Origin of the sequence: Paenibacillus nanensis (assembly GCF_003583765.1) — a bacterium.
Classification (GTDB): domain Bacteria; phylum Bacillota; class Bacilli; order Paenibacillales; family Paenibacillaceae; genus Pristimantibacillus; species Pristimantibacillus nanensis.
This window is the reverse complement of sequence record NZ_QXQA01000026.1, coordinates 20,872-40,879: the sequence shown is the minus strand read 5'-3', so window position 1 is coordinate 40,879 and position 20,008 is coordinate 20,872. Positions and strand designations below refer to the sequence as shown.

19 protein-coding genes are annotated in these 20,008 nt (G+C 49.8%); 4 read left to right on the top strand and 15 right to left on the bottom strand.

Features of this window, described 5'->3' with window-relative positions; translation table 11 throughout:
• Positions 1-172: 172 nt before the first annotated feature.
• From D3P08_RS26070 to D3P08_RS26060, 3 genes are all read right to left on the bottom strand, one after another.
• Positions 173-2,044, bottom strand: coding sequence for a beta-L-arabinofuranosidase domain-containing protein (locus D3P08_RS26070; RefSeq protein ID WP_119603061.1), 1,872 nt, complete (start codon positions 2,042-2,044; stop codon positions 173-175).
• Positions 2,045-2,081: 37 nt separating this feature from the next.
• Positions 2,082-2,264: an ABC transporter permease family protein gene (locus D3P08_RS26065; RefSeq protein WP_119603060.1), complete on the bottom strand. Its 183-nt coding sequence runs from the start codon at positions 2,262-2,264 to the stop codon at positions 2,082-2,084.
• A 121-nt stretch (positions 2,265-2,385) separates the two neighbouring features.
• Positions 2,386-4,197 carry a family 43 glycosylhydrolase gene (locus D3P08_RS26060; RefSeq protein WP_119603059.1) on the bottom strand — a complete coding sequence of 604 codons (1,812 nt, stop codon included), beginning with the start codon at positions 4,195-4,197 and terminating at the stop codon, positions 2,386-2,388.
• Between the two features lie 230 nt (positions 4,198-4,427).
• Here D3P08_RS26060 and D3P08_RS26055 point away from each other — a divergent pair, with 230 nt between their 5' ends.
• On the top strand, positions 4,428-5,207 hold the full coding sequence (locus D3P08_RS26055) for a helix-turn-helix transcriptional regulator (RefSeq protein ID WP_119603058.1): 780 nt from the start codon (positions 4,428-4,430) through the stop codon (positions 5,205-5,207).
• Positions 5,208-5,438: 231 nt separating this feature from the next.
• Here D3P08_RS26055 and D3P08_RS26050 read toward each other — a convergent pair whose 3' ends face one another.
• On the bottom strand, positions 5,439-5,567 hold the full coding sequence (locus D3P08_RS26050) for an NAD(P)-binding protein (protein ID WP_240647755.1): 129 nt from the start codon (positions 5,565-5,567) through the stop codon (positions 5,439-5,441).
• A gap of 441 nt (positions 5,568-6,008) precedes the next feature.
• Between D3P08_RS26050 and D3P08_RS26045 the strand changes: the two genes are divergently transcribed.
• Positions 6,009-6,563: a hypothetical protein gene (locus tag D3P08_RS26045; RefSeq protein ID WP_119603056.1), complete on the top strand. Its 555-nt coding sequence runs from the start codon at positions 6,009-6,011 to the stop codon at positions 6,561-6,563.
• Positions 6,564-6,781: 218 nt separating this feature from the next.
• Here D3P08_RS26045 and D3P08_RS26040 read toward each other — a convergent pair whose 3' ends face one another.
• From D3P08_RS26040 to D3P08_RS26010, 7 genes are all read right to left on the bottom strand, one after another.
• Complete coding sequence (locus tag D3P08_RS26040; RefSeq protein ID WP_119603055.1) at positions 6,782-8,416, bottom strand: HAMP domain-containing sensor histidine kinase; 1,635 nt, start codon at positions 8,414-8,416, stop codon at positions 6,782-6,784.
• Positions 8,413-9,105 (bottom strand): response regulator transcription factor, encoded by a 693-nt coding sequence (locus tag D3P08_RS26035; protein WP_119603054.1) that lies wholly within the window; start codon positions 9,103-9,105, stop codon positions 8,413-8,415. Before D3P08_RS26035 ends, D3P08_RS26040 begins: the two co-directional genes overlap by 4 nt.
• A gap of 97 nt (positions 9,106-9,202) precedes the next feature.
• A complete protein-coding gene (locus D3P08_RS26030; RefSeq protein WP_240647754.1) occupies positions 9,203-9,946 on the bottom strand; it encodes a hypothetical protein in 744 nt (247 codons plus the stop codon).
• 309 nt (positions 9,947-10,255) lie between these two features.
• Positions 10,256-11,575, bottom strand: coding sequence for a hemolysin family protein (locus D3P08_RS26025; protein ID WP_206099011.1), 1,320 nt, complete (start codon positions 11,573-11,575; stop codon positions 10,256-10,258).
• 337 nt (positions 11,576-11,912) lie between these two features.
• On the bottom strand, positions 11,913-12,953 hold the full coding sequence (locus D3P08_RS26020; RefSeq protein ID WP_119603052.1) for an NADH:flavin oxidoreductase: 1,041 nt from the start codon (positions 12,951-12,953) through the stop codon (positions 11,913-11,915).
• 84 nt (positions 12,954-13,037) lie between these two features.
• On the bottom strand, positions 13,038-13,466 hold the full coding sequence (locus D3P08_RS26015) for a MarR family winged helix-turn-helix transcriptional regulator (RefSeq protein WP_119603051.1): 429 nt from the start codon (positions 13,464-13,466) through the stop codon (positions 13,038-13,040).
• A 135-nt stretch (positions 13,467-13,601) separates the two neighbouring features.
• Positions 13,602-14,135 carry a hypothetical protein gene (locus tag D3P08_RS26010; protein WP_119603050.1) on the bottom strand — a complete coding sequence of 178 codons (534 nt, stop codon included), beginning with the start codon at positions 14,133-14,135 and terminating at the stop codon, positions 13,602-13,604.
• Positions 14,136-14,359: 224 nt separating this feature from the next.
• On the opposite strand from D3P08_RS26010, the gene D3P08_RS26005 reads away from it, so the two are divergent.
• Together D3P08_RS26005 and D3P08_RS26000 are read left to right on the top strand one after the other, a co-directional pair.
• Positions 14,360-16,423, top strand: coding sequence for a sensor histidine kinase (locus tag D3P08_RS26005; RefSeq protein ID WP_162848604.1), 2,064 nt, complete (start codon positions 14,360-14,362; stop codon positions 16,421-16,423).
• Between the two features lie 13 nt (positions 16,424-16,436).
• Positions 16,437-17,099: a response regulator transcription factor gene (locus D3P08_RS26000; RefSeq protein ID WP_119603048.1), complete on the top strand. Its 663-nt coding sequence runs from the start codon at positions 16,437-16,439 to the stop codon at positions 17,097-17,099.
• 157 nt (positions 17,100-17,256) lie between these two features.
• Here D3P08_RS26000 and D3P08_RS25995 read toward each other — a convergent pair whose 3' ends face one another.
• From D3P08_RS25995 to D3P08_RS25980, 4 genes are all read right to left on the bottom strand, one after another.
• Positions 17,257-17,877 (bottom strand): NAD(P)/FAD-dependent oxidoreductase, encoded by a 621-nt coding sequence (locus D3P08_RS25995; protein ID WP_119603047.1) that lies wholly within the window; start codon positions 17,875-17,877, stop codon positions 17,257-17,259.
• Between the two features lie 295 nt (positions 17,878-18,172).
• Complete coding sequence (locus tag D3P08_RS25990; RefSeq protein WP_119603046.1) at positions 18,173-18,625, bottom strand: DUF2269 family protein; 453 nt, start codon at positions 18,623-18,625, stop codon at positions 18,173-18,175.
• 18 nt (positions 18,626-18,643) lie between these two features.
• Positions 18,644-19,372 carry an NAD(P)-dependent oxidoreductase gene (locus tag D3P08_RS25985; protein WP_119603045.1) on the bottom strand — a complete coding sequence of 243 codons (729 nt, stop codon included), beginning with the start codon at positions 19,370-19,372 and terminating at the stop codon, positions 18,644-18,646.
• 257 nt (positions 19,373-19,629) lie between these two features.
• The gene (locus tag D3P08_RS25980; RefSeq protein ID WP_119603044.1) at positions 19,630-19,962 is read right to left on the bottom strand and encodes a winged helix-turn-helix transcriptional regulator; all 333 of its coding nucleotides are present in this window, start codon (positions 19,960-19,962) and stop codon (positions 19,630-19,632) included.
• Positions 19,963-20,008 lie beyond the last annotated feature (46 nt).

Genomic DNA, 20,008 nt, shown 5'->3' with positions numbered 1-20,008 from the left:
TTACTTCCACCCGGCAAAAAACTTATAGCCTTAACCGTAAATGAACCATAAAAAACCACCTTGATGAATCGTTCCATTTATCAAGGCGGTTAATGCGTTTTATGTTTTGATAAGTCAGATCATCCAATATTACATAGCTGCTTTGAAGAGAGCTTGTTCAAACGTAGCCCTCTCACTTCGATTTTTCACCTGTTACTTTGAAGTAAATTTGATAAGGCTCATACCCGATATCCCGTATTCGTTTGAACGTAATGGCAGGGTCCTGATGGACGGTTTTGAAGAAATACCGCCAGCTCCCCCATTCGCGCTCATTTTCGTGCTCGATGGCGGATGCGAAATCCTCACCCTCCGCGTAGAGCTGCCGTTCCGTCTCGCACAAGCCCGCCAGCACTTCCGGCCCATAACGGAAGGCGCCTGTCCGGACGTCATCCGGCAGCGGGACAAATCGAATGCCGATTGGCAGCACAATCGAGACGGTATCCCCTTCCTTCCATTCTCTGTGAATCTCATAGAATCGGCCGCTATCCCCAGTAGTCCCCTGCAAACGGCCATTGACGTACACGGACGCCTCCGCCATGATCCACTCCGGTATACGGCAGCGGAGCGTAAACGTTGTCGGCGCGGCAGCGGATACAATGATATCGTATTTGCGGATGGCAGGCATATTTTCATTCGCCGCTGCCGTATCATTGATGGCTTGATAACCGGCCGTGTTGGACGAGTACAGCAGGCTGCCGCTCATTTTGTCCTGCTTCTGAACGATCCGTATGTCGTTGCCTTCAATGCTTGTGTGCAGCTCGGAATCGAAATATTGACTGATATAGACGATAGCCTCGTCCTGATAATAAATCCACTTATTCCAGGCTGCATTCGCCTGAACCATCGTCCCGTGACAGCAGAAGAAACTGTCGGTTTCCGTGCTCCAATCCTTGCGTAAACCGGCTTTCATGGGAAGGAAGTAAGTCAGCAGGCCTGTTCGGGGATGGTTATGCTGGCTGCCCGTCAAGCCATATTCCTGATAATAGGCTTGCGCCATAATGCCATTGTACAGATTGTATTCGATATACTGCGCGTAGGCAGGGTCGCCAGATTGACGGAACAAAAAATCCGCCAGCCGAATCATATTATAGACCGTGCAATGCTCTTGATTCTTGTCGCCCAGTCGCGCTTTCATCTTCATCTTCGGCATCCAGACCTCTCCAGAAGTCTGACCGCCTGTCGCAAGACTTCCCCTTTCCGTAACCGCGCAATTCCAGTACGCTTTCACGATGGACAGCCATCTGTCGTCCCCTGTAACCTCATAGGCTCTCGCACAGCCGAGCACTTCCGGGATCGTCGTGTTTGCGTGCATATTCGTAAGCGGATCCTTGCCCTCTAGCAAAGGCTGAAACAGCCGGCTGCGGTAATAGCGGTCCAGCAGCACACGATATTTGTCCGACCCGGTTATTTGCAGCAGATCGGCCCAAACCTCAAGCATGCCGCCTGTCTCCACATCGAGGATATCGTCGAATTGCTCTCTGGTGAAGGTGCCGCTCCAATCGACAAACCAGTCCGCGAACCGATCCACGATATCCAGTGCCTGCCGATTACCGGCGTACTGCCAGGCGTCGACCAGCCCCATCAAAATTTTGTGCAAATTGTATTGGGGCGCCCAGATGCTTTTACCCCTTGCAATCCAGTGCAGATACTTTTCGGGAATCGGACCGACCCACTGACCGCCGTTATCCCGTTGGCATTCATGCAGCTCCTGCACGATAGCATCCAGTTTGGCCTTTAGTTCGATGTCGCCGCTTTCTTCATAATGCAGCGCGGCGCCCGACAACCAATGGCCAAGAAAATGGCCGCGCAATTGGCAGACCGGCGTTTCCCAGCCGCCATGCGCCCCTTCGGGAATCGTTCTGCCGTGAAATCTGCCGGCTTCCAATTGGAAGTTAAACAACAGATGGCCGCTGTCCAGCTTCATCAGATAGCTTCTGTTCGCTCGTTCCCTGCGAATCAGATCATGCTCTTTCACAATAACCTGCTTGCCCTTCAATGCTTTCATTGTGTCCCTCCTGTCGATAGGTTGCCCGGACCTGCTTTCAGCCCTTCAGCCCGGATACCGCAATGCCTTTATTAAAATATTTTTGTCCCAGCATAAATAGTAGAATTGGCGGAATGAGCACCATCGTGGCCGCCGCCATCAACAGCTCCCATTGAGCTGTATAATAGCCAATAAATTGCTGCAGGCCGAGCACCAGCGTTAACTTCGATTCCTTGTTCATGTAAGCAAGCGGGCCCGGAAAATCGTTTCACACACCCAGAAACTGAAACGGTGCGACCACAAAGACGGCCATTTCGATAAAGGCAATATGACGCGCGTGAAGATGTAAAAGCTTGCCCACGCTACCCCCGTCGCTGCATCACCACAACATCCAAACTTAGCTCGGCCAATGCCGGATTCACGTCTCTGTCCGGCGTCAGATCGAGCATCGGGCAACCGTCGATATCGAAATGCACGCGCCGCAGTCCCGTACAGCGCGGTTCATCGATGCCGGAGCGGGCATGGTAGACGTTCCAAATAACGCCGTCGTCATCCGTGACATAGGAGTTATGACCAGGGCCATATTCGCCCGGTACATGTCTGGATGTCAGCAGCGGATAGTTGCCCTTAGTCCAGCTCGCCGGATCAAGCAAGTCCGCATCGGGTTCGGCGCTTAGCAAGCCGACACAGTAAGTAGCGTCGACCATAGCGGCGGCGAAGGTAACGAAGATTTTGCGATCGGTGATTAGGGCGAAAGGACCTTCCTCCACGAAGGTGCGGTTGTTCGTCCAGCCGTAGTCAGGCCGCGAAATCCAGACCGGTTCGCTCTTCAGCCGCCATGGCTTGCCTCCATCAACCTCCGCGATATAAATCCAGGACCCCAGATCATGCGGTATAAGCTGCCGCTGAGCCCATAACGCGTATACGCGGCCGTTCCATTGCAGGATCGTCATATCTAGCGTGATGCCATGTTCGAATAGCGGGCTTCCGTCCTGCCGCACGACACGTACCGGCGTCTCCCAGTCTGCCGCAACAACCGGATCGCCACCCTTCTTCAGCCGCATGACATGGGACTGAATATGAATAAATTCGCCCGTGCTTCCGGCAAAGAACAGATACAATTGTCCGTCGATTTCATGAAACTCCGGTGCCCACAGGAAGTTTTTCAAAATGTCGTAAGAGTCCGTATCCAGCAGCCTGATTTCTTCTGCCGTTACCAGATCCGGAATGGACTCGGCGCTTCTGATCGAGAGGGACCGATTGCCGTCCGCATCGTTGGTTGCGATAAAATAATAGCGGCCGTTCCACTTGGCGATGCAGGGATCTGCGCGGTGAGCCGCAGCCGGAAATGGGAAGCGCTCCTGCCGGATGCGCCCCGTTGCGCGGTAAGTTCCCGGCCGTTCCCAGTCGATTCCCGACGTATCCCAGTCGACCCGCTTGCTCGCCGTTGTGCCGTCGCTGTAAACTACCGTCGCGCCAACAGCCTGCAGCTGCTCCGTTCCCCCCGCAGCCTCAATGCGCTGCGGCGCCTCGGTGCGCACATGGATGGGCACGGTCAGCTTGCGGACAAGCCGCTCGCCTATTTGCGGCGGCACCGACATGACATTGCGAGGCACAAAGCCTTCGATGTCTGCGGCAATCGGCGGCAGGGCGAACGACTGCAGCGGCTCCGGCGGCGAAAGCTCATCCAGACTGGCGATATCTGCGCATGTGCTGCGGTACGCATTCCCGTCGTCATCCACCCAGTCAATCACATATCTGGCGCTCGCCGGTTCGTATTCGCATCTGACGTCGCGAATGTGACCGGCGCTCCCCAACCGTAATAGCCCTAATTCGTTATACTGCAGAAGATCGGGCGAGACGAATAAAAGTACTGAGCCCCAGCTCTCCGTATCGGGCTCGCCTCCCGCTTCCGTCCGGATCGCGACAACGCCGTATTTGCCGTCAGCCATCGCGAACAGGTACGGATTGCGCAAGCTTTTGGCGCATAATGTACCGTTTTCCCTTTCTGTCGCTTTCGCGAACAGGACACCTGAATTATGGTTGAGCGGCCGGTACGGCGCGCCATTCAGGCTGCAGGCCAGATGCATGCTGTAAGCGAGCTTGGGCGCATACAGCTGTTCCTCCTGTGGCTTCCGTGTGTAGCAGAGCACCTCATATGTCGATTTGTTCATAACCCGCTCCCCTGGCTTGTAAGATTGCATGCGTAGCGAAGACCATTCGGCCGTAATGAGCGCTTCCAATGTTGCGAACCGGAGCGCATCAGATTCCCTCAGCCTGGTATCGTTGAAGAACTATCAATTCCGTGTTCAGGGATAGTATAGGGGACTGACTTTTACCGGACAATGATTTATACTTGCTTTAACTTGATCGATTCTTTTATTGCGAGTATTGCGAGGAAACGATGACAACTACTATTTACTATGTTGGATGCGGCGCTGCCCATCCTGGCGACTTTCTCTATGATTTTCCGGAAGGCCATGATTTTTGGCTGCTTATTTTGACACATACTCCGGCCGAAATCTGGGTGCAGGGCAGTATCAGAGAATACCCGGCCAATTGCGCCGTGCTTTTTCGGCCCGGACAGAAAATCTGGTATCGCGCTTGCTCGGAGCAATTCGTTAACGACTGGGTGCGCTTCGATTCCGACGAATCCTACTTAACGGAAACGAGCCTGCCGCTTGGAGTTCCGCTGCAGATGCCGGACCCCGGCTATTTCAGCAAGCTGTTCCAGCTGCTCGCTACCGAAAATTACTTTCAATATGATTACCGGGAATTATCGATCGGTTATTTGCTCCGGCTGCTGTACAACAAGCTGCTGGAGGCCGCCCGGCACACGGATAGACAGCCGGATGAGCATCATTTGCTGGAGCTTCGCAAGCGGATTCACAATAATCCCGGTTATGCATGGTCCGTACCGGTCATGGCGGAGTCCGTCCACTTAAGTCCGAGTTATTTGCAGACCTTGTACAAATCCGCTTTCGGTGTCTCGTGCATGGAAGATGTCATTCAGAGCCGGGTCCGGCTGGCCAAGGAGCTGCTTGTATACGGCTCTCAGCGGATCGCCGACATCGCGGCATTGTGCGGCTACCAGAATGTCGAGCACTTCTCCAGACAATTCCGCCGAATTGCCGGTTGCACGCCTCGCGCCTTCCGCAGCTCCGCCGGTGAGGCCGCGGAATAAAAACCGGCATGCTATTCAGACATTATGATCGATATTCAACATCAACAGGCCTCGTGGCTATGCGCTGAAGAATACATGTTCTTTTCTTTCTCGGTTAAGGATATAAGTTCTTGCCTTCGATTAGGACAAGTGCTTATATCCTTAAAACAAAAAACCGCGAGTATCGCGGCCTCGAATCTTTCCCCCCATCTCCCGAAGCCGTAAATTCGCCGCGCTCAAAGTGAGCTATCCCTATGGCTTAACGCTGCCGCCTAAGCGATTCTGTTTTTCAATAACCACCGCTTGATTCTCAGCTTTGGCAACATAAATTGCATTGTTTAAATCAGCCATTCCTCCGCCAACCACGACCACATCAACCATTTGCAATCGCTAAGCATCCCTTCGCAAATTTACCTGTATGAAGGGAATAGGTGACGTGCGACATATACGCAAAATTAAGGGAAAGCTCCTGCGTATATACAACCTTCTGCTCCTTCTCCAGCTCGACTAGCCAATATTTGCCGACGCCGTTAGCCGATCATTTGGAATCGATCCGGATCGCGATCCATCGTTTGAATCGGCAGGTTGCCGTCATTGGCGCTAGCCGTAAACTGACGGATGCCCAAGCTAGCCTTCCAGCTCCGTCGTCGGCTCCAGTTTTTTCGCTTTGAATATATTACTTTTGATGCCGCCTGCAGTACGTAAGTCTATTTGCCTATAGGAAGACTGGGTGACTTGATGATGTCTAATGTCCATTTCAATGATATTTACGGAAACATATATATGATAAGGATTTAATATAAAAAATCAGGAGGTTAACAGATGCAAAAAAGAACGGTTAAAAGAAGTTCGGTTGCAAGGCCTCGAGGAATTATGGCAAGAACCGTTGCAAGGACATTAAGAGCGATGAGCACCGCACGAAGATCATTACAAGCTCAAAGACCGTATGTCATAAGTCAAGCTACTAGGACAATTAGTACAAATCGAGATTGGGTAAACGCTTTGGAAATTGCCCGGAATCCGGCGTGGGTAGCGCCGCGGGCCGGCGAATCGTACGTTTGGGGAAGAAATGATCCGAATGGCCCTGCTGCTGTGGTCGCTAGAAGATTCAGAATTAATAATGCTGTCAGGCGTGCTAGTTTGTTCTTGGCTGTCGACAACTTTGCTATCGTTTTAATAAATGGACGGCCGGTTGTCATTGATAATCCACAAGCTAACGTTTCCTTCTTTAATCCGGGAAGAACATTTAATATTAGACGTTTTCTTCGGAGAGGCAATAATGATATTGTAATAGCCGCGTTCAACTTCCCTTCTAACGCCAATAGAAGCGAATCCAATCCAGCTGGGGTCCTTGCGCGTATTAGTATAGAACTATAGCAGAAATGGCACGATCGTCATCGATTAGTGGACTGATATCTGTATATTGTATTTTAGACAGGTATCAGTCCCGATCAGATTAAAGCTTTAATGAGTCCTCCGTGCAGAACGATACTCGAAGATCAAATACTCAGCTGGGATTCGCAAGCTAATACATCATTACGCACCATTACGCATCATTCGCATCATGTTGATCGAGCTGCTCGGCGCATAAGACATCATCCCGCTAATTCGGACGCTTGGTCAGCCCATGGCTCCAAATAGAAGGCGACGCCATCCGCTTCATTGGCGGCCCGCACAGATAACCCGTGGTTTTCGGCAATTTGCCGGACGATCGTGAGGCCAAGCCCGAATTGTCCCGAGGCTCCAGTCTGATATCGTTCGAACATGCGTGAAGCCGCCTCCTCATCCAACTGAGGCCCGTCGTTCGCAATACGAATGACAGACAGGTTCCCGCATGACGCCTGCGGCTCCTCGTTCTTTGAAGCTGTTTGTCTTGCGCCCTTCTCTACCGTGACTTGAATAACGGACCGGGCATATCGCAGCTGGTTATCGAGCAAATTCTCCAGCGCAACATTCCACTGCTCCCTGTCTCCAACAAGCGAGGCCGAGTCATCCAGGTCCAGCTGCCAGCTGATTTCCGGGCGTCTGTACCGCAGCCGCTGAATCGCATCTTCAACGATCGGCTTTACAATAAAGCGCTGCGCTTCTATGTCCCGAGCGGACAAGTAGTTTAGCTTATTCAGGATCAACAGGTCGCGAATTTTCCGCTCCAGCCTCTCTGCTTCCTGCATAATGATGTTCAAACTGCCATGAAGCGTCCCTTTCGGGTAAATGCCGTCACGAATCGATTGTACATAGCTGCGGATGACCATTACCGGCGTCTTTAGCTCATGCGACGTATTTTGCAGAAAAAATTGCTGTGCCTTATCCTGTCTGACAAGCCGCTGCCGCATCGACTCGATCGCTTGTGCCAACCTTCCGATTTCATCATGCCGGCCGGTCTTTAGAGGCTCATGCCAATCGCGATCGGCCAGTCGTCCCACATGGCGCTCCATCTGGACAAGCGGACGTGTTAAATAACGTGCCAGCACCATGCAGGGCAGCCAGCTGATTACAATTAACCCGACCATGAGCAGCATGAGCCGTTTGAACATCGTCATCACCAGATCATTGCGGTAATTCCCCCAAGCGTATGAGACGATATAGTTTATATCCCCTTCAACCATTTCTTTGCGGATGACATAAAATAAGCTTTGGTCGTTAATATCCGCTTTATATTTCTTGATAGGCTGCTGCTGCGCGAGCGCATCCTTCTCGATCGCAGTGACGAACGGATCTGTACCGACAGACGTCTCTTCACCTGCTTCTTCCTGCACTTGAGCAGATTCCGAATGAATAATAAAATGCTGAACCATCGGCTCCTTCTGTTCCACTTTGACCTCGGCGCCACGCTGAACCCGAATAACCGAATGGTCCGGTGAGACCAGTACGCTGCGGACATCTTGGTTCGAACCGCTCATCTGAAACGGCTCAACGTCTGCTTTTTCTCCTGCCTCTCCAGAAGCTCCATCCGTCACCGGATTATCTAGGGGCGCTTCTAAGCCAGGCGCGCTTTGTTTGCTCGATGTATGTACTCTCAAGACGGGATCGCTGACGCTTGTTCCTCCCGTCTCTTTATATTCCAGCATGACATTGGTCTGGGAGTCTATCAGGATATCATAAAGCTGATCCGTAAAAAAGCTTTTCAAGAGCCATGGCAGGAGCACCGCAAGCAAAGCGAAAATGAACAACGTCAATGCGGCGAACACACTCCATAATTTGACCGAAAGCGGCCATTGCCTGATTCTCATCCTCTCACCATCCTATATCCATAACCGTACACGGTCTCAAGCTTCATCTCAGGCAGCCTGCGGCGCAATCTTCGCACAAGATCGTCTACGACCCGATCCGAGCCGTAATAATCACTTCCCCAGACGGCACTCAGCATCTGCTCTCTCTCCAGCACTTGACCCGTATGTCTCGCCATGTACACCAGGAGGTCGAACTCTTTTGACGTCAGTTCAATGCTTATGCCTTTTTCGTCTTCTACCGTTCGGGCTAGCTCATTAATGATATAAGGAGGCATATACAGCTTGCTTCTCCTCTCGCTCCTATCCTGCGCGTCCTCATAATGGCGGTATATCCGCTCCAGCAGCTTGCGGATACGAACAACAAGCTCGCGCGGAAGAAAGGGCTTGGCGACGTAATCGTCGCTGCCCATTTCAAGCCCGACAACGCGGTCAATATCCGCATCTCTAGCGGAAATGAACACCACCGGCAGCAGCGGCCGATCGGCCTTGATCTCACGAATAAGCTGGTAGCCATCGATACCTCCAGGCAGCATTATATCGAGTACCCACAGGTCCGGCCGTTCCTCAATCGCGTCTCTTGCCGAGGCGCCGTCCGGGAACGAACGCACATGCCATCCCTCCTTCAACAAATAGGCCTCCAGTACTCCGCGCAGATGCTCTTCATCCTCCACCAGATAGATCCGGTACATTCGTTAACTCCTCCTATTACTGACCTGTAGCTCGATATTCGTAAAGGACAACGTGAAAACAGGAGTGCCTTACGGCCTCCTCCTGCTTTTCGTTTCGTTATTTTTCAGCTTTGGTATCTGTTTCCGTACTCACTGCTTTTAATGCTTTCAATTGTTCAATATCTTCCTTAAGCTCCGCCGTTTGCTTCCGGTAGTCTTCCAGCAACTGCGGCAGTAACGTCCGAATCGCTTCCGCGTCATTCGCTTCTACCGCCTCGTTCAGCTTGATCAGACGTTGTATCTCGGGGGCTGGCTCTTTATGAATTGTAAACTGCTCAGGTTTTTCTTGCAGCTTGAGGATGTCCGTTGTCGGCATGGAAATGACGTTGCCCGAAGGGTCAGTGAATTTAGCGATGTGCTGGTTATTGCCGCTTTTATCGATTTGAATTCGCAGCGTGTTCTGCGGATCCTCAGGCTGCTCTGACAGTTCTACGCCGTCAGGCAGTCTCCCTTTGAAGGTTACGACGTGTCCCGCATCGGCTGCGGGAAGACTAGCTTCGAGTTGCTTTCTTTCTTCCAGAGCACTCGTCCATGCACTCGCTGTCTCTGGCGCGTAAGCCTGTACCAGCAGCTTCCAATAATTGCGCTGATGGATCGGGTTGTTCAGCAGTCCTGCATCGCCAGCATGGAATTGATAAATAAATGGTTTGCCTTTAACCGCTTCCGCGCCAGCTTTGGCTTCCTGGGTCTCTCCTGTCTGGGCTTGTTCCGCTGCGAACGCACTGATCCCGCCTGTTGTAAGAGCAGCAGCCACTGCCAAAGTACTCATTTTCATTCCGAAACTTTTCCAACCTGTTTTCATTTGCCAAAACTCCTTTACCCGTAGAATTGTTTTCGGGGATTCCGTTTGTTCTACCTGTATGTATTTCCCCTTCGCAATTAGATTACAGGGTAATTGCAGTTATTGTTTGGCAACATTATGGGAAATTGTGTGACGTCATGTAGGGAGTTCAATCTAGTTTCTTATTCGTCGGAACCGGTTGAATCCCTCCCATCCCGTATGACAATTGCGTAGGTCTGATTGTTTCGCGCTCTCACAAAAAGACCTTAAGCCGCGCCTAAAAAAAACGACCTTATCCAAGTAAACCCTGGTAAGGTCGTCAATCGGTAATTATTCTGCTTTTACGAAATCGGAGCCTTCTGTCAGCAGAACGCGTACTTTTTCAATCCGTTTTTCGCTGACAATCTCCGCATGAAATTCAACCCCGTTATATTCCAACACTAGTTTGTCGCCTGCATTCGGGATCGTACCGAGTCTGCCCACGATAAAACCGCTTAAGGTATCAAAAGCCTGTAGAGGCAAATCGATTCTCAAAAATTCTTGAACATCACGTAACGATAAGTCCCCTCTTATTAAGAATGAACGGTCATTCAGCTGTTCAATATCTTTATCTTCTTCGTCATGTTCGTCATAAATATTACCAACAATCTCTTCAAGCAAGTCTTCCGTCGTGACAATACCGGCAATCCCGCCGTACTCGTCGATTGCGATAGCCATATGAACTTTTTCCTTCTTCAACTCATTAAACAGCTCGTCAATTCGCTTCGATTCCGGTACGAAATACGGCTTGTGAAGAATGGCCTTCAGATCAAACGATGCGCCGGACGCCCCGATGAACGGTATCAAGTCTTTGGTATGCAAGACACCTACAATATTGTCGACTTCATGATCAAATACCGGGAATCGGGTATATTTCTCGCGCTGCGCTATATCGGCAACCTCTTGGAGTGTTGATTGAAACGGAACAAAAACGACTTTTGTTCGGTGTGTAAGAATGTCGGATACCGTTTTGTTGTCAAATTCGAAGATATTGTTAATCATCATCTTTTCATCTTCATCAATGGCTCCATTTTCTTCGCCTACATCCACCATCATTCGAATTTCTTCTTCGGTCACCTGCTCCTTATTCGCATTTGGATCAACCCCCATCATACGAACTAGCAGATTCGTCGAGATCGTAAGCAGTTTAACGAAAGGCGCCGTTAGTTTTGACAACAAGGTCAAGGGCGTCGCAGCGAACATGGCGATGGTGTCGGCCTTTTGCATGGCAACCCGCTTCGGCACAAGCTCTCCGAGAACCAACGTAAAATAAGAAAGGAGCAGCGTGATGGCGATTAACGATACCGTCTCCAAAATATTTTCGGACAACGGAATTCCGGCTGAGGCTAACGCCGTTGCCAACTCGCCGGCGAATCTTTCCGCAGCAAACGCACTTGCCATGAATCCCGCTAATGTAATGCCAATCTGGATCGTAGCCAAAAAGCGGCTTGGCTCAGCTAACAATTGTTGTAATAGTTTAGCTTTTTTGTGTCCCGAGTCCGCCATGGATTTTATTTTGTTATCGTTCAACGAGATCAATGCGATCTCGGAAGCAGCGAAGAAAGCATTCAGCACGATAAGAAACAGTAGAACAATAATTTCGAAATACACGTTATTCATCCTCCATGATATTTATAAATACATGCTGTTAATACCATGAGCGGATGATCTAGAGACGCAAATAAAAATTAATGTTGATTTGTCGTTCCTTTTTCAAATTGCAGACGTTCCGATTGGCAGGTTCACCGTCTTCATCTGAATCTTCTTCCACTAACTTGTTCACCTCATTGAGTCGTGTAAATGATTAGCAAGCTATTTTCCACGCTACCTATACGTTAATGCTTCCGAAAAGTTTCATAATTCGAAAATGGTTCTATTCTTCATGCTGCAAAAGGGCAGCCCGAAACGGACTGCCCTTTACCGTGCTCTCCCCTTGGAGCTTTCGAAATTAATGTAAAGTTTGGAGCGCTTGTGGCGAGAAAGGAATCAGATCTTCCAGCTTCCCATCTCTGATTTTGCTGACCCAAGCCGGATCCGCAAGCAAAGCTCGGCCGATCGCGATGAGATCGAACTCTTGGCTTTCCAGCTTGGGAATCAAGCCATCCAAGCTGGCGTTCCCCGCGCCGCTTCCCGTCTTGAAAAAGTTCGTCACGTCTCCATCCAAACCTACCGAACCAACCGTAATGGTTGGTTTGCTTGTCAGTTTCTTCACCCAGCCCGCAAGATTCAGATCGGAGCCTTCAAATTCCGGTTCCCAGAAGCGCCGCGTTGAACAATGGAATATATCTACGCCAGCGTTCACCAGCGGTTCGAGAAATTGTGCCAACTCCTCCGGGGTCCTAACAAGCTTCGCCGTATAGTCGATTCCCTTCCATTGCGAGATGCGCAGAATAATCGGGAAATCGGGGCCTACAGCTTCGCGGCAAGCTTTCACGACTTCCGCCGCAAAGGTCGTACGATTGATTAAGCTTCCTCCGTACCGGTCCGTCCGCTGGTTTGTTTTCTCCCAGAAAAACTGGTCGATCAAATAACCGTGAGCGCCGTGGAGCTCGATGCCGTCAAAGCCTAGACGTTTGGCTTCCGCGGCAGCTTTGGCGAATTCCCGGACTATGCCGGCGATTTCCTCTTCGGAGTAATCGTTCACGTTACCGCGTGCGCCCATATGCCAGATTTGAGGAACGATTTTCCCTCCCGCAGCATGAACCTCGGCAACGACGTTCGCCCAGCCGTTCAAGGCTTCTTCCCCGTAAAAAAGCGGGACATCCTTCTGATTGCTCGCATCCGGATGATGAATAACGGTGCCTTCCGTAACGATGAGTCCTACTCCATGCTCCGCTCTGCGGCGATAGTAGGCGGCTACGTCCGGCCCTGGAACGCCATTCGGCGATTTCTGACGGGTCATGGGCGCCATTACAGTCCGGTTAGCTAGGGTTAGCTTATCCGAAGTAAAGGGTTGAAACAAGGCTTTCACGGTTTGCGTGGTTGTCATGGTTTCCCTCCGATAGTAATTTTATATATAAAAGCATGCGCATGCATATAAATTAACGAAAAAGAAGAGCCGTGTCAAGTGCTCCTACTTTTGTAGCTGTTTTATAAGGATTTCAAGCTCCTTCAAGACGCCATCCTGTTGAAGCTCTGCATCGAGCACTTGATTCACAATCGTCAGAGCGAGCTGATACTTTTGCTCGCCAGAATGCGTGATGCGGGTAAAGATACCTCTTCGATCGTTCGCGCAGGAATGACGTTCCAAAGCTCCAACATGCGGTGCTTCCATCCGATCCACAAGACGGGACGTCGCGCTTTGGCTTAATCCCACCATCTCCTGGAGCTGTTGCAACCGCAATTCCTTACACGCCGAGCCGGATACGAATTTAAGAACGTAAAATTCCTTTAAAGAGATGTTGCACTGCTTGAGCAGCGCTTGTTCCAATTTATCATTGATGCAAGAATAAATATGGGATATGGATAGCCATAAATCCAATCGTTCGTTGTCGCAATGCAAGTTTCGACCACCCCATGAAAAATTGTTATTGCTGTGGTCTTATTGTAACAAGCTAATAAAGAATGGTCAAAGATTCGGATTAACAAAAAGACGCCGATTGGGTATCGACGTCAGCTCGCAGTATTGATGTATGTTCTACTGTTCGTATTTCGGCTTTTTTAGCTTGGAGGACCATACTGCGTAACCCATCCCGATATAGGCGGCTCCCCACAATAAAGCAACGATTTTCTCGAACATCGGGATTACACCTACTGCTAACATAATGATGAGAGTGAAATTCGGCCATTTCGGGAGGACGCGAGCTTTGAGATTGGCTATCGGGAAAAGCAAGAGCCCGAGCATCCCGGACGATATTTCAAAAGCTTTCACGATGCCCCAATCCCAAGGCGACACATGCAGCATGGACGACCAAACCGTGCAAGTGACCAATATGAGTCCAAGCTCCATAATAGCAAAAGAGATAAACCCGAATTTTCCCGCTTCTTTCACTTGCGCCAAATAGAGGCCGAATGTACCGAAAACCATCAATATGTTTGCGATAAACGCGCAAATCAACTCTTGATTGCTATCTCCTCCCCATATGTAGGACGAGGGGGTCATCCCGAGCCTAACAATACCTCCAACCATTGCAACAAATGCAAACCATCTAACCGCTCTTTCGATTGTCATGTTCATCCTCCGCTTCTGCGCGTCGTTATAAGTTGCGTCGTCCTTCGATAACAAAAGCGACGTGAACAATATATCAACGAAGCTGTCCCGCCGTCATGATCACATCTCCCGAACGGTAAGGAAGAAAATTCCCGATCTGACGGGAATACTTCCCTTCCGCGCTGGAGGAATCCCCGATATAGTTTTAGAAAGACAGCATGAAGGAGCGGGAAGGAGAATGTGTAATGCTCGTGGTGGTTAAGGGCAAGAGCTGGTTTTTCTTTCTTTGTCGATATACGATATGGCCTCTGTTCGCCCTTCTCTCGCTTAGTATTTTCGCGATTTCGTTATGGAAGGGTTATACGCTGCATCAAAGCGCTTGTTCAGAGGAGCTTTTGTGCGACGATATTTTTTATTTGACTGCAGATCAGCTATCCATTTTGAATCAGATCGATCTGCCGGTTTCGTTTTATAGCGGAGTAATAGGCGGATTCGCCGCATTATCGTTCCTGAGCTTTTTCGCCGTCAGCTGGATTCTATTTCGTTATGGATCGAACGATCCCGTTTGTTATACGACCTCGATCGTGCTTCTGTCGACAGGCTCCGTATTCACGAATGACGGATCGGTATTGGAAGCCTGGCCTCTCGCGGTTAGGGCGTTCGAATTTCAGGATATCCTATTCGGTTTGTCTTATTTGCTGCTTTTCTTGTATCCCGACGGAACGTTTACTCCCCGCTGGACGAAATACTTTGCGGTATACGGATTATTTTTTGCGTTATCGACCTATTTCGCTCCATCGACGGTGTTAGATATGTCGACCTGGCCAATCGCGTTACGTTTTATTCAAAGCTCTACCCTGTTTGCTCTGATCTTCTATTCCCAAATTTACCGTTACAAGAGGACGTTCTCGGCGGAGCAGCGTCAACGCACGATATGGTTCATCGGAAGCATCGCGTTGTACATGATTGGATCGGTTACAATGCTTGCCGTCGGATATCATCCTGTCAGTAAACTTTTCATTTGGGGATTCATGCATATCGGCTTGTTATCGATTCCTTTCTCAGTGGCGCTTACCGTTATCGAGCAGAGAAGCCGGAGAATGGAAACCATTTTTAATCGATCCATTGTTTACGCCGTACTGAGCTTTGCGATCGTATCGGTCTTCGCGCTTGCGACAGGAATGGTTGGCGCCATTTTTCAAACGACGGACAATTGGTTGGCTTCTTTACTGACGATCGGAATCATCTCGATTGTGCTGCAGCCGCTGCGGGATAAAGTGCAAAAAGCCGTGAATCGGCTCATATACGGCGTGCGCGCGGAACCTTACCAGGTTGTCTCGAATTTAATTCATAAGCTTGAAGCGGTTGTTTCGAATCGAACCTTCTTACCGCTCGTGTTGGAGTCGCTGGCAGAAGGCTTAAGACTATCTTACGCCGCGATTAAGGATAATCGTGATAGACCGGATATACTGCTAGCGTCCTATGGCACGCCGGTTGCCAAATGTATGGAGATTCCGCTGTCCATTCAAGATGAGCCTGTAGGAACATTGATTCTCGGCTCGTCTGCTATCCATAACATCATTCCTCCTAACAAACGGTACTTATTCGATGACTTAATCCGGCAAGTAGCTATTGCTACCCGGACAGCTCTTCTGTCAAACGAACTTCAACGTTCAAGGGAACAGCTGGTCAGTGCGAGAGAGGAAGAAAGACGAAGGCTGCGGCGGGATCTTCATGACGGACTCGGATCTAACTTGGCTAGCATTAGCATGAAGCTTGCGACTGTAATCGATCAGTTCGAAGGCCAGCCGACTAAAGCGGAGTCAATGCTTGTCAATATTCAGCGCCAATTAGATGGAGCTATCGAGGACATTCGGCGGCTCGTCTATGCGCTCCGGCCGCCTTCTCTGGATGAATTCGGCTTGCTCTTCGCCCTTCGCGAACTGGCGGCACATTCCCAGCAAGCCAACTTTCGCATCATTGTTCATGCCCCCGATTCCCTGCCACCGTTAATGGCAGCGGTAGAAGCGGCCGTCTTTCGAATCGTCCAGGAAGCGATCGCGAACGCTCTGAGGCATTCACAAGGCACCGCATGCCATATTCGGCTGTCCGTTGACGAGACGCTTCGAATCCAAATTGCGGACAATGGAATCGGCATGTCCGGCGCTCCCAAACAAGGCGTCGGCATTCGCTCGATGCGGGAACGCGCGGAGGAGTTGAACGGACGGATTGCGTTTCAACACACAGCAGAGACAGGAACTCGAATCGAGATTGAGATTCCGTTGATCACACGACCGCAATCGGAATAAGGAGGTTTCATAAATGGAGAAATTGAGAGTATTGTTAGCGGATGACCATCCCCTCTTCCGGGAAGGAGTCGCCGCCGTCTTGCAGGGTCATGAGGAATTGGAGATCGTCGGGGAAGCAGAATCCGGAGACGAAGTCATGCGTTTGGCAGAGTCGTTGCAGCCGGATCTGATTTTAATGGATATCAGTATGCCCGTCGTCAACGGTATTGAAGCTACCCGACAAATTACGATGACCAATCCGCACATCCGAATCCTGGTCCTGACGATGTTCGACGACGATAATTCCGTCTTCTCGGCAATTCGGGCAGGCGCTCGCGGATATTTGCTCAAAGGATCAAAGCCCAAGGATATTATCCGCGCATTGGTCGCCGTTGCCGATGGGGAGGCGATCTTCAGCTCCGGAATCGCCAGCAAAATGATGTATTACTTCGATACGATCCAGCATCCGCCGCAAAAAGAAATGTTTCCAGGGCTGACCGCCCGGGAGAATGAAATATTAGAGCAGCTCGCTAACGGGAGGACGATGGCGGATATCGCCCTATCGTTCCAGCTTAGCTTGAAGACGGTTCGGAATCACGTCTCGAATATATTGAACAAGCTGCAGGTTGTCGACCGAACTCAAGCCATCCTGCTGGCGAGGGATGCCGGTATTGGAAAGCAGTCGGGCAGAGATTGAGGCATGACGAAAGAAACCACGTCCGGGCTGGGCGTGGTTGAATCGGCTTTTTAGAGAGGTCCATTCAATTGGCTGTTTCATTTTATTTCTTCATCACCTGGTAAGTTTTTGTGAGTGGAAAAAATCGGGAAACCGGAGAGTTTGAAGCCTGCGTCCGTTACCTGGCAATTTTCCGCAACTCCTCTAGCGAGGCACGATGAATGAATTTACCGAATTTCTCTTTGCCTTTGGCATTTGTTTTATAATATTCGATTATAGCTGTAATTGCAGGAATAAGGCGTTCTTCCGTTAACCCGGATACTAGCAATTGGGCAATGGATGCCTTAAGCCCTTTTGGTTCTCCGCCCACATAGATATCGAAGGAATTCCTCGTCTTGACTATTCCGATATCTTTCAACAAAGGTTCACTCGTGCCAAGTCCACAGCCGGCATAACCGACCTTTAACGGCGTTGGCGTATCCAATCCTGCAATAGCCTCATTAAGTTTTAGCCCCGTTTCTAACCCCGCTTCTTCCGCGCCTTTGCAAAAGTTGCACGCAATCAGACTTTTCACCACAAAGCCTGGCGGCGTAACCTCAAGACCTGAATTTCTTAGCTCATTCATCATAAAGTCACGCTGTTCGAGCGGCACTTCTATATAAAGCTGCTTAAAAGGCGTCATCTCGATCTTCGCCTCTTCGCCAGCCAAAGCGCCGATTTTAGCCAGCTGCATAGGGCTGAATAGGCTCCCGCCGACTTGAATAGGCGGATTAACCGCAATTTTCACAACCTCTCCCATGATGGGTCCCCTCCTTCAGCTTAAACACGTAGCAGCCATAAGCGACGGGTACCGTGCCCCGCTTGGAAACCTAGTGACGGAGCAGTAGAAAGTCATCGGTAGCCTTCGCTTGTAAAATAGAATACCCCCCTACCGTATTAATTGTCAAGAGTACAATCGACACCTATTTATGCGATGGATCTGATCATTGTATCCTTGACAAAGCAAAAAACCGCGATTTACGCGGTTTCTTATGCATATCTTCCTTGCGCTCTTCGACTTACGCACATTGTATTAGGATGACTCCTCCGTTTCTTTAAAAGGGCTTGACGACCATTAACACCAATATGCCAATCATCAATAGTTGTGCCGCCGTCTCAACCGGCACGATTTTTTTGATCAGCAGTCCGAACTCGGCGGGTATTTCATTACCCTGGTCTTGAGCTTCAGATAATAGCTTTTCGATCTTTTTCAGACGCGGTTCGATCCATCCGTCGATCATGACGATCGTGAGCAGCGACAATAGAATGGATACGTTCAGCCACATTTGGGATAACCCCATCTTGGAGATGACCATAAGCCATATCCCGGTTAGGATAAGGACGGTCCCGCCAATTTTAGGCATGATAGCAAGCTTCGTCGTTAGGCGTAAAACAAAGTGCAGCTGGCCCATCGTTTTAGCGGATCTGCGAATCATGGGCATCATGACAGCCGGGCCGATGATGGAGATTGAAGCTAATAGATGCAATACGAGCAGTAATCCAAACAAACGGTTATCCCCTTTCCATTAGCGCACTGCCATATTGCTTTGATAGGCTATACCGACTCTTTTCCGTTTAAACGCTCCCCCGAGCTCAAGATGGTCTAACATCCATTTGGCGACATCGTCATAAGATACGTTCAGCTCTTGAAGACGGCTGAATAAATAACCGGCTAAATCTGCCTCGGAATATTCCTTGATCGATTCCGGAACCGGAATGGGCAAGGTTTCAGTCGTCACATGTAGACGAATCGGCTCTGCATGCTCGATCGAATCCAGCATTGTTCCCGGACACATGATGGACCAGTCAAGCCCCGTCTGTTGCAGTCTCTCGAAATTCCGGTTATGATTTCTGAACTCAGGCGGGAAACCAGGTAAAAGGTTGCCCATAAGATCCGTAAAAGGAATATCCAGCAAGCCGGCTCCCCCCATTATCCATACCCGCCCAGAAAAATTAGGCTGGCGCTCACATTGGCTTATAATGGTATCGACGATACGAACGAACTCTTCTCCCTGTCCCGCATGGCCCGCCGCAATTATTGCGGCGTCTTGATGGTCGAGCGCCTCGCCGACGCGCACCGGATCCATACGATCGTCAACGATCACCTTCACTTGCTTTGCGGAATGCTCGCCTAGTTGATCCATAAGCTTCTTCGCATTTCGCACAAATGCGGTCATGTCATGCCCCATCTTTAATCCTTGCGCCAGCACTCTTTTCCCTGTATTCCCCGTCGCGCCAAAAACAATTATTTTCATTGTTCTTTCCTCCTCTTTAGTAGGCCCCCTTATTTGGCTAATTCAAGCTTAGCATCGCTTTAAAATGATGTTAAGAACCCACTTTAAAGTCGGTTGCTTACTAAAAAGTAAGCATGAGAAAGGATTATCTGAACGATAAGAAGTTGTATGATCGCGAGCCCGATCATTTTTTGTAGACAAACAAAAGCTGCCCGGAAGCCCGTGGCAGCTTTTAATTGGAGTGAATAGAATTCGTGCGCCATTTCATTGAGCCAGCATTATGACGCCGGCTCTTCATATTTCCGCTTATTATGATTTTCTCCCCAAGCGCACATGACTTCCGCAACGGGAATCAATGTTTTGCCATACTCACTAAGGGAATATTCGACTTTCGGGGGGACAGAAGGATAGACCGTTCTATCGACTATGCCTTCTCGTTCCAAATCTCGGAGATGCTGCGAAAGCATTTTTTGGGAAACATCGGGTATAAGCTTCTCCAAATCGTTGAATCTCCTCTTGGATTCTATCAAATGCCATAAAATCATCGGCTTCCATTTGCCGCCTAACACATGAAGAAGTGTCTCTACTGGGCATTCACGCTGATGTATCATTGTTGAATCATCCCCTTACGATCAAGTAAGTGCATTAACCAAAAAT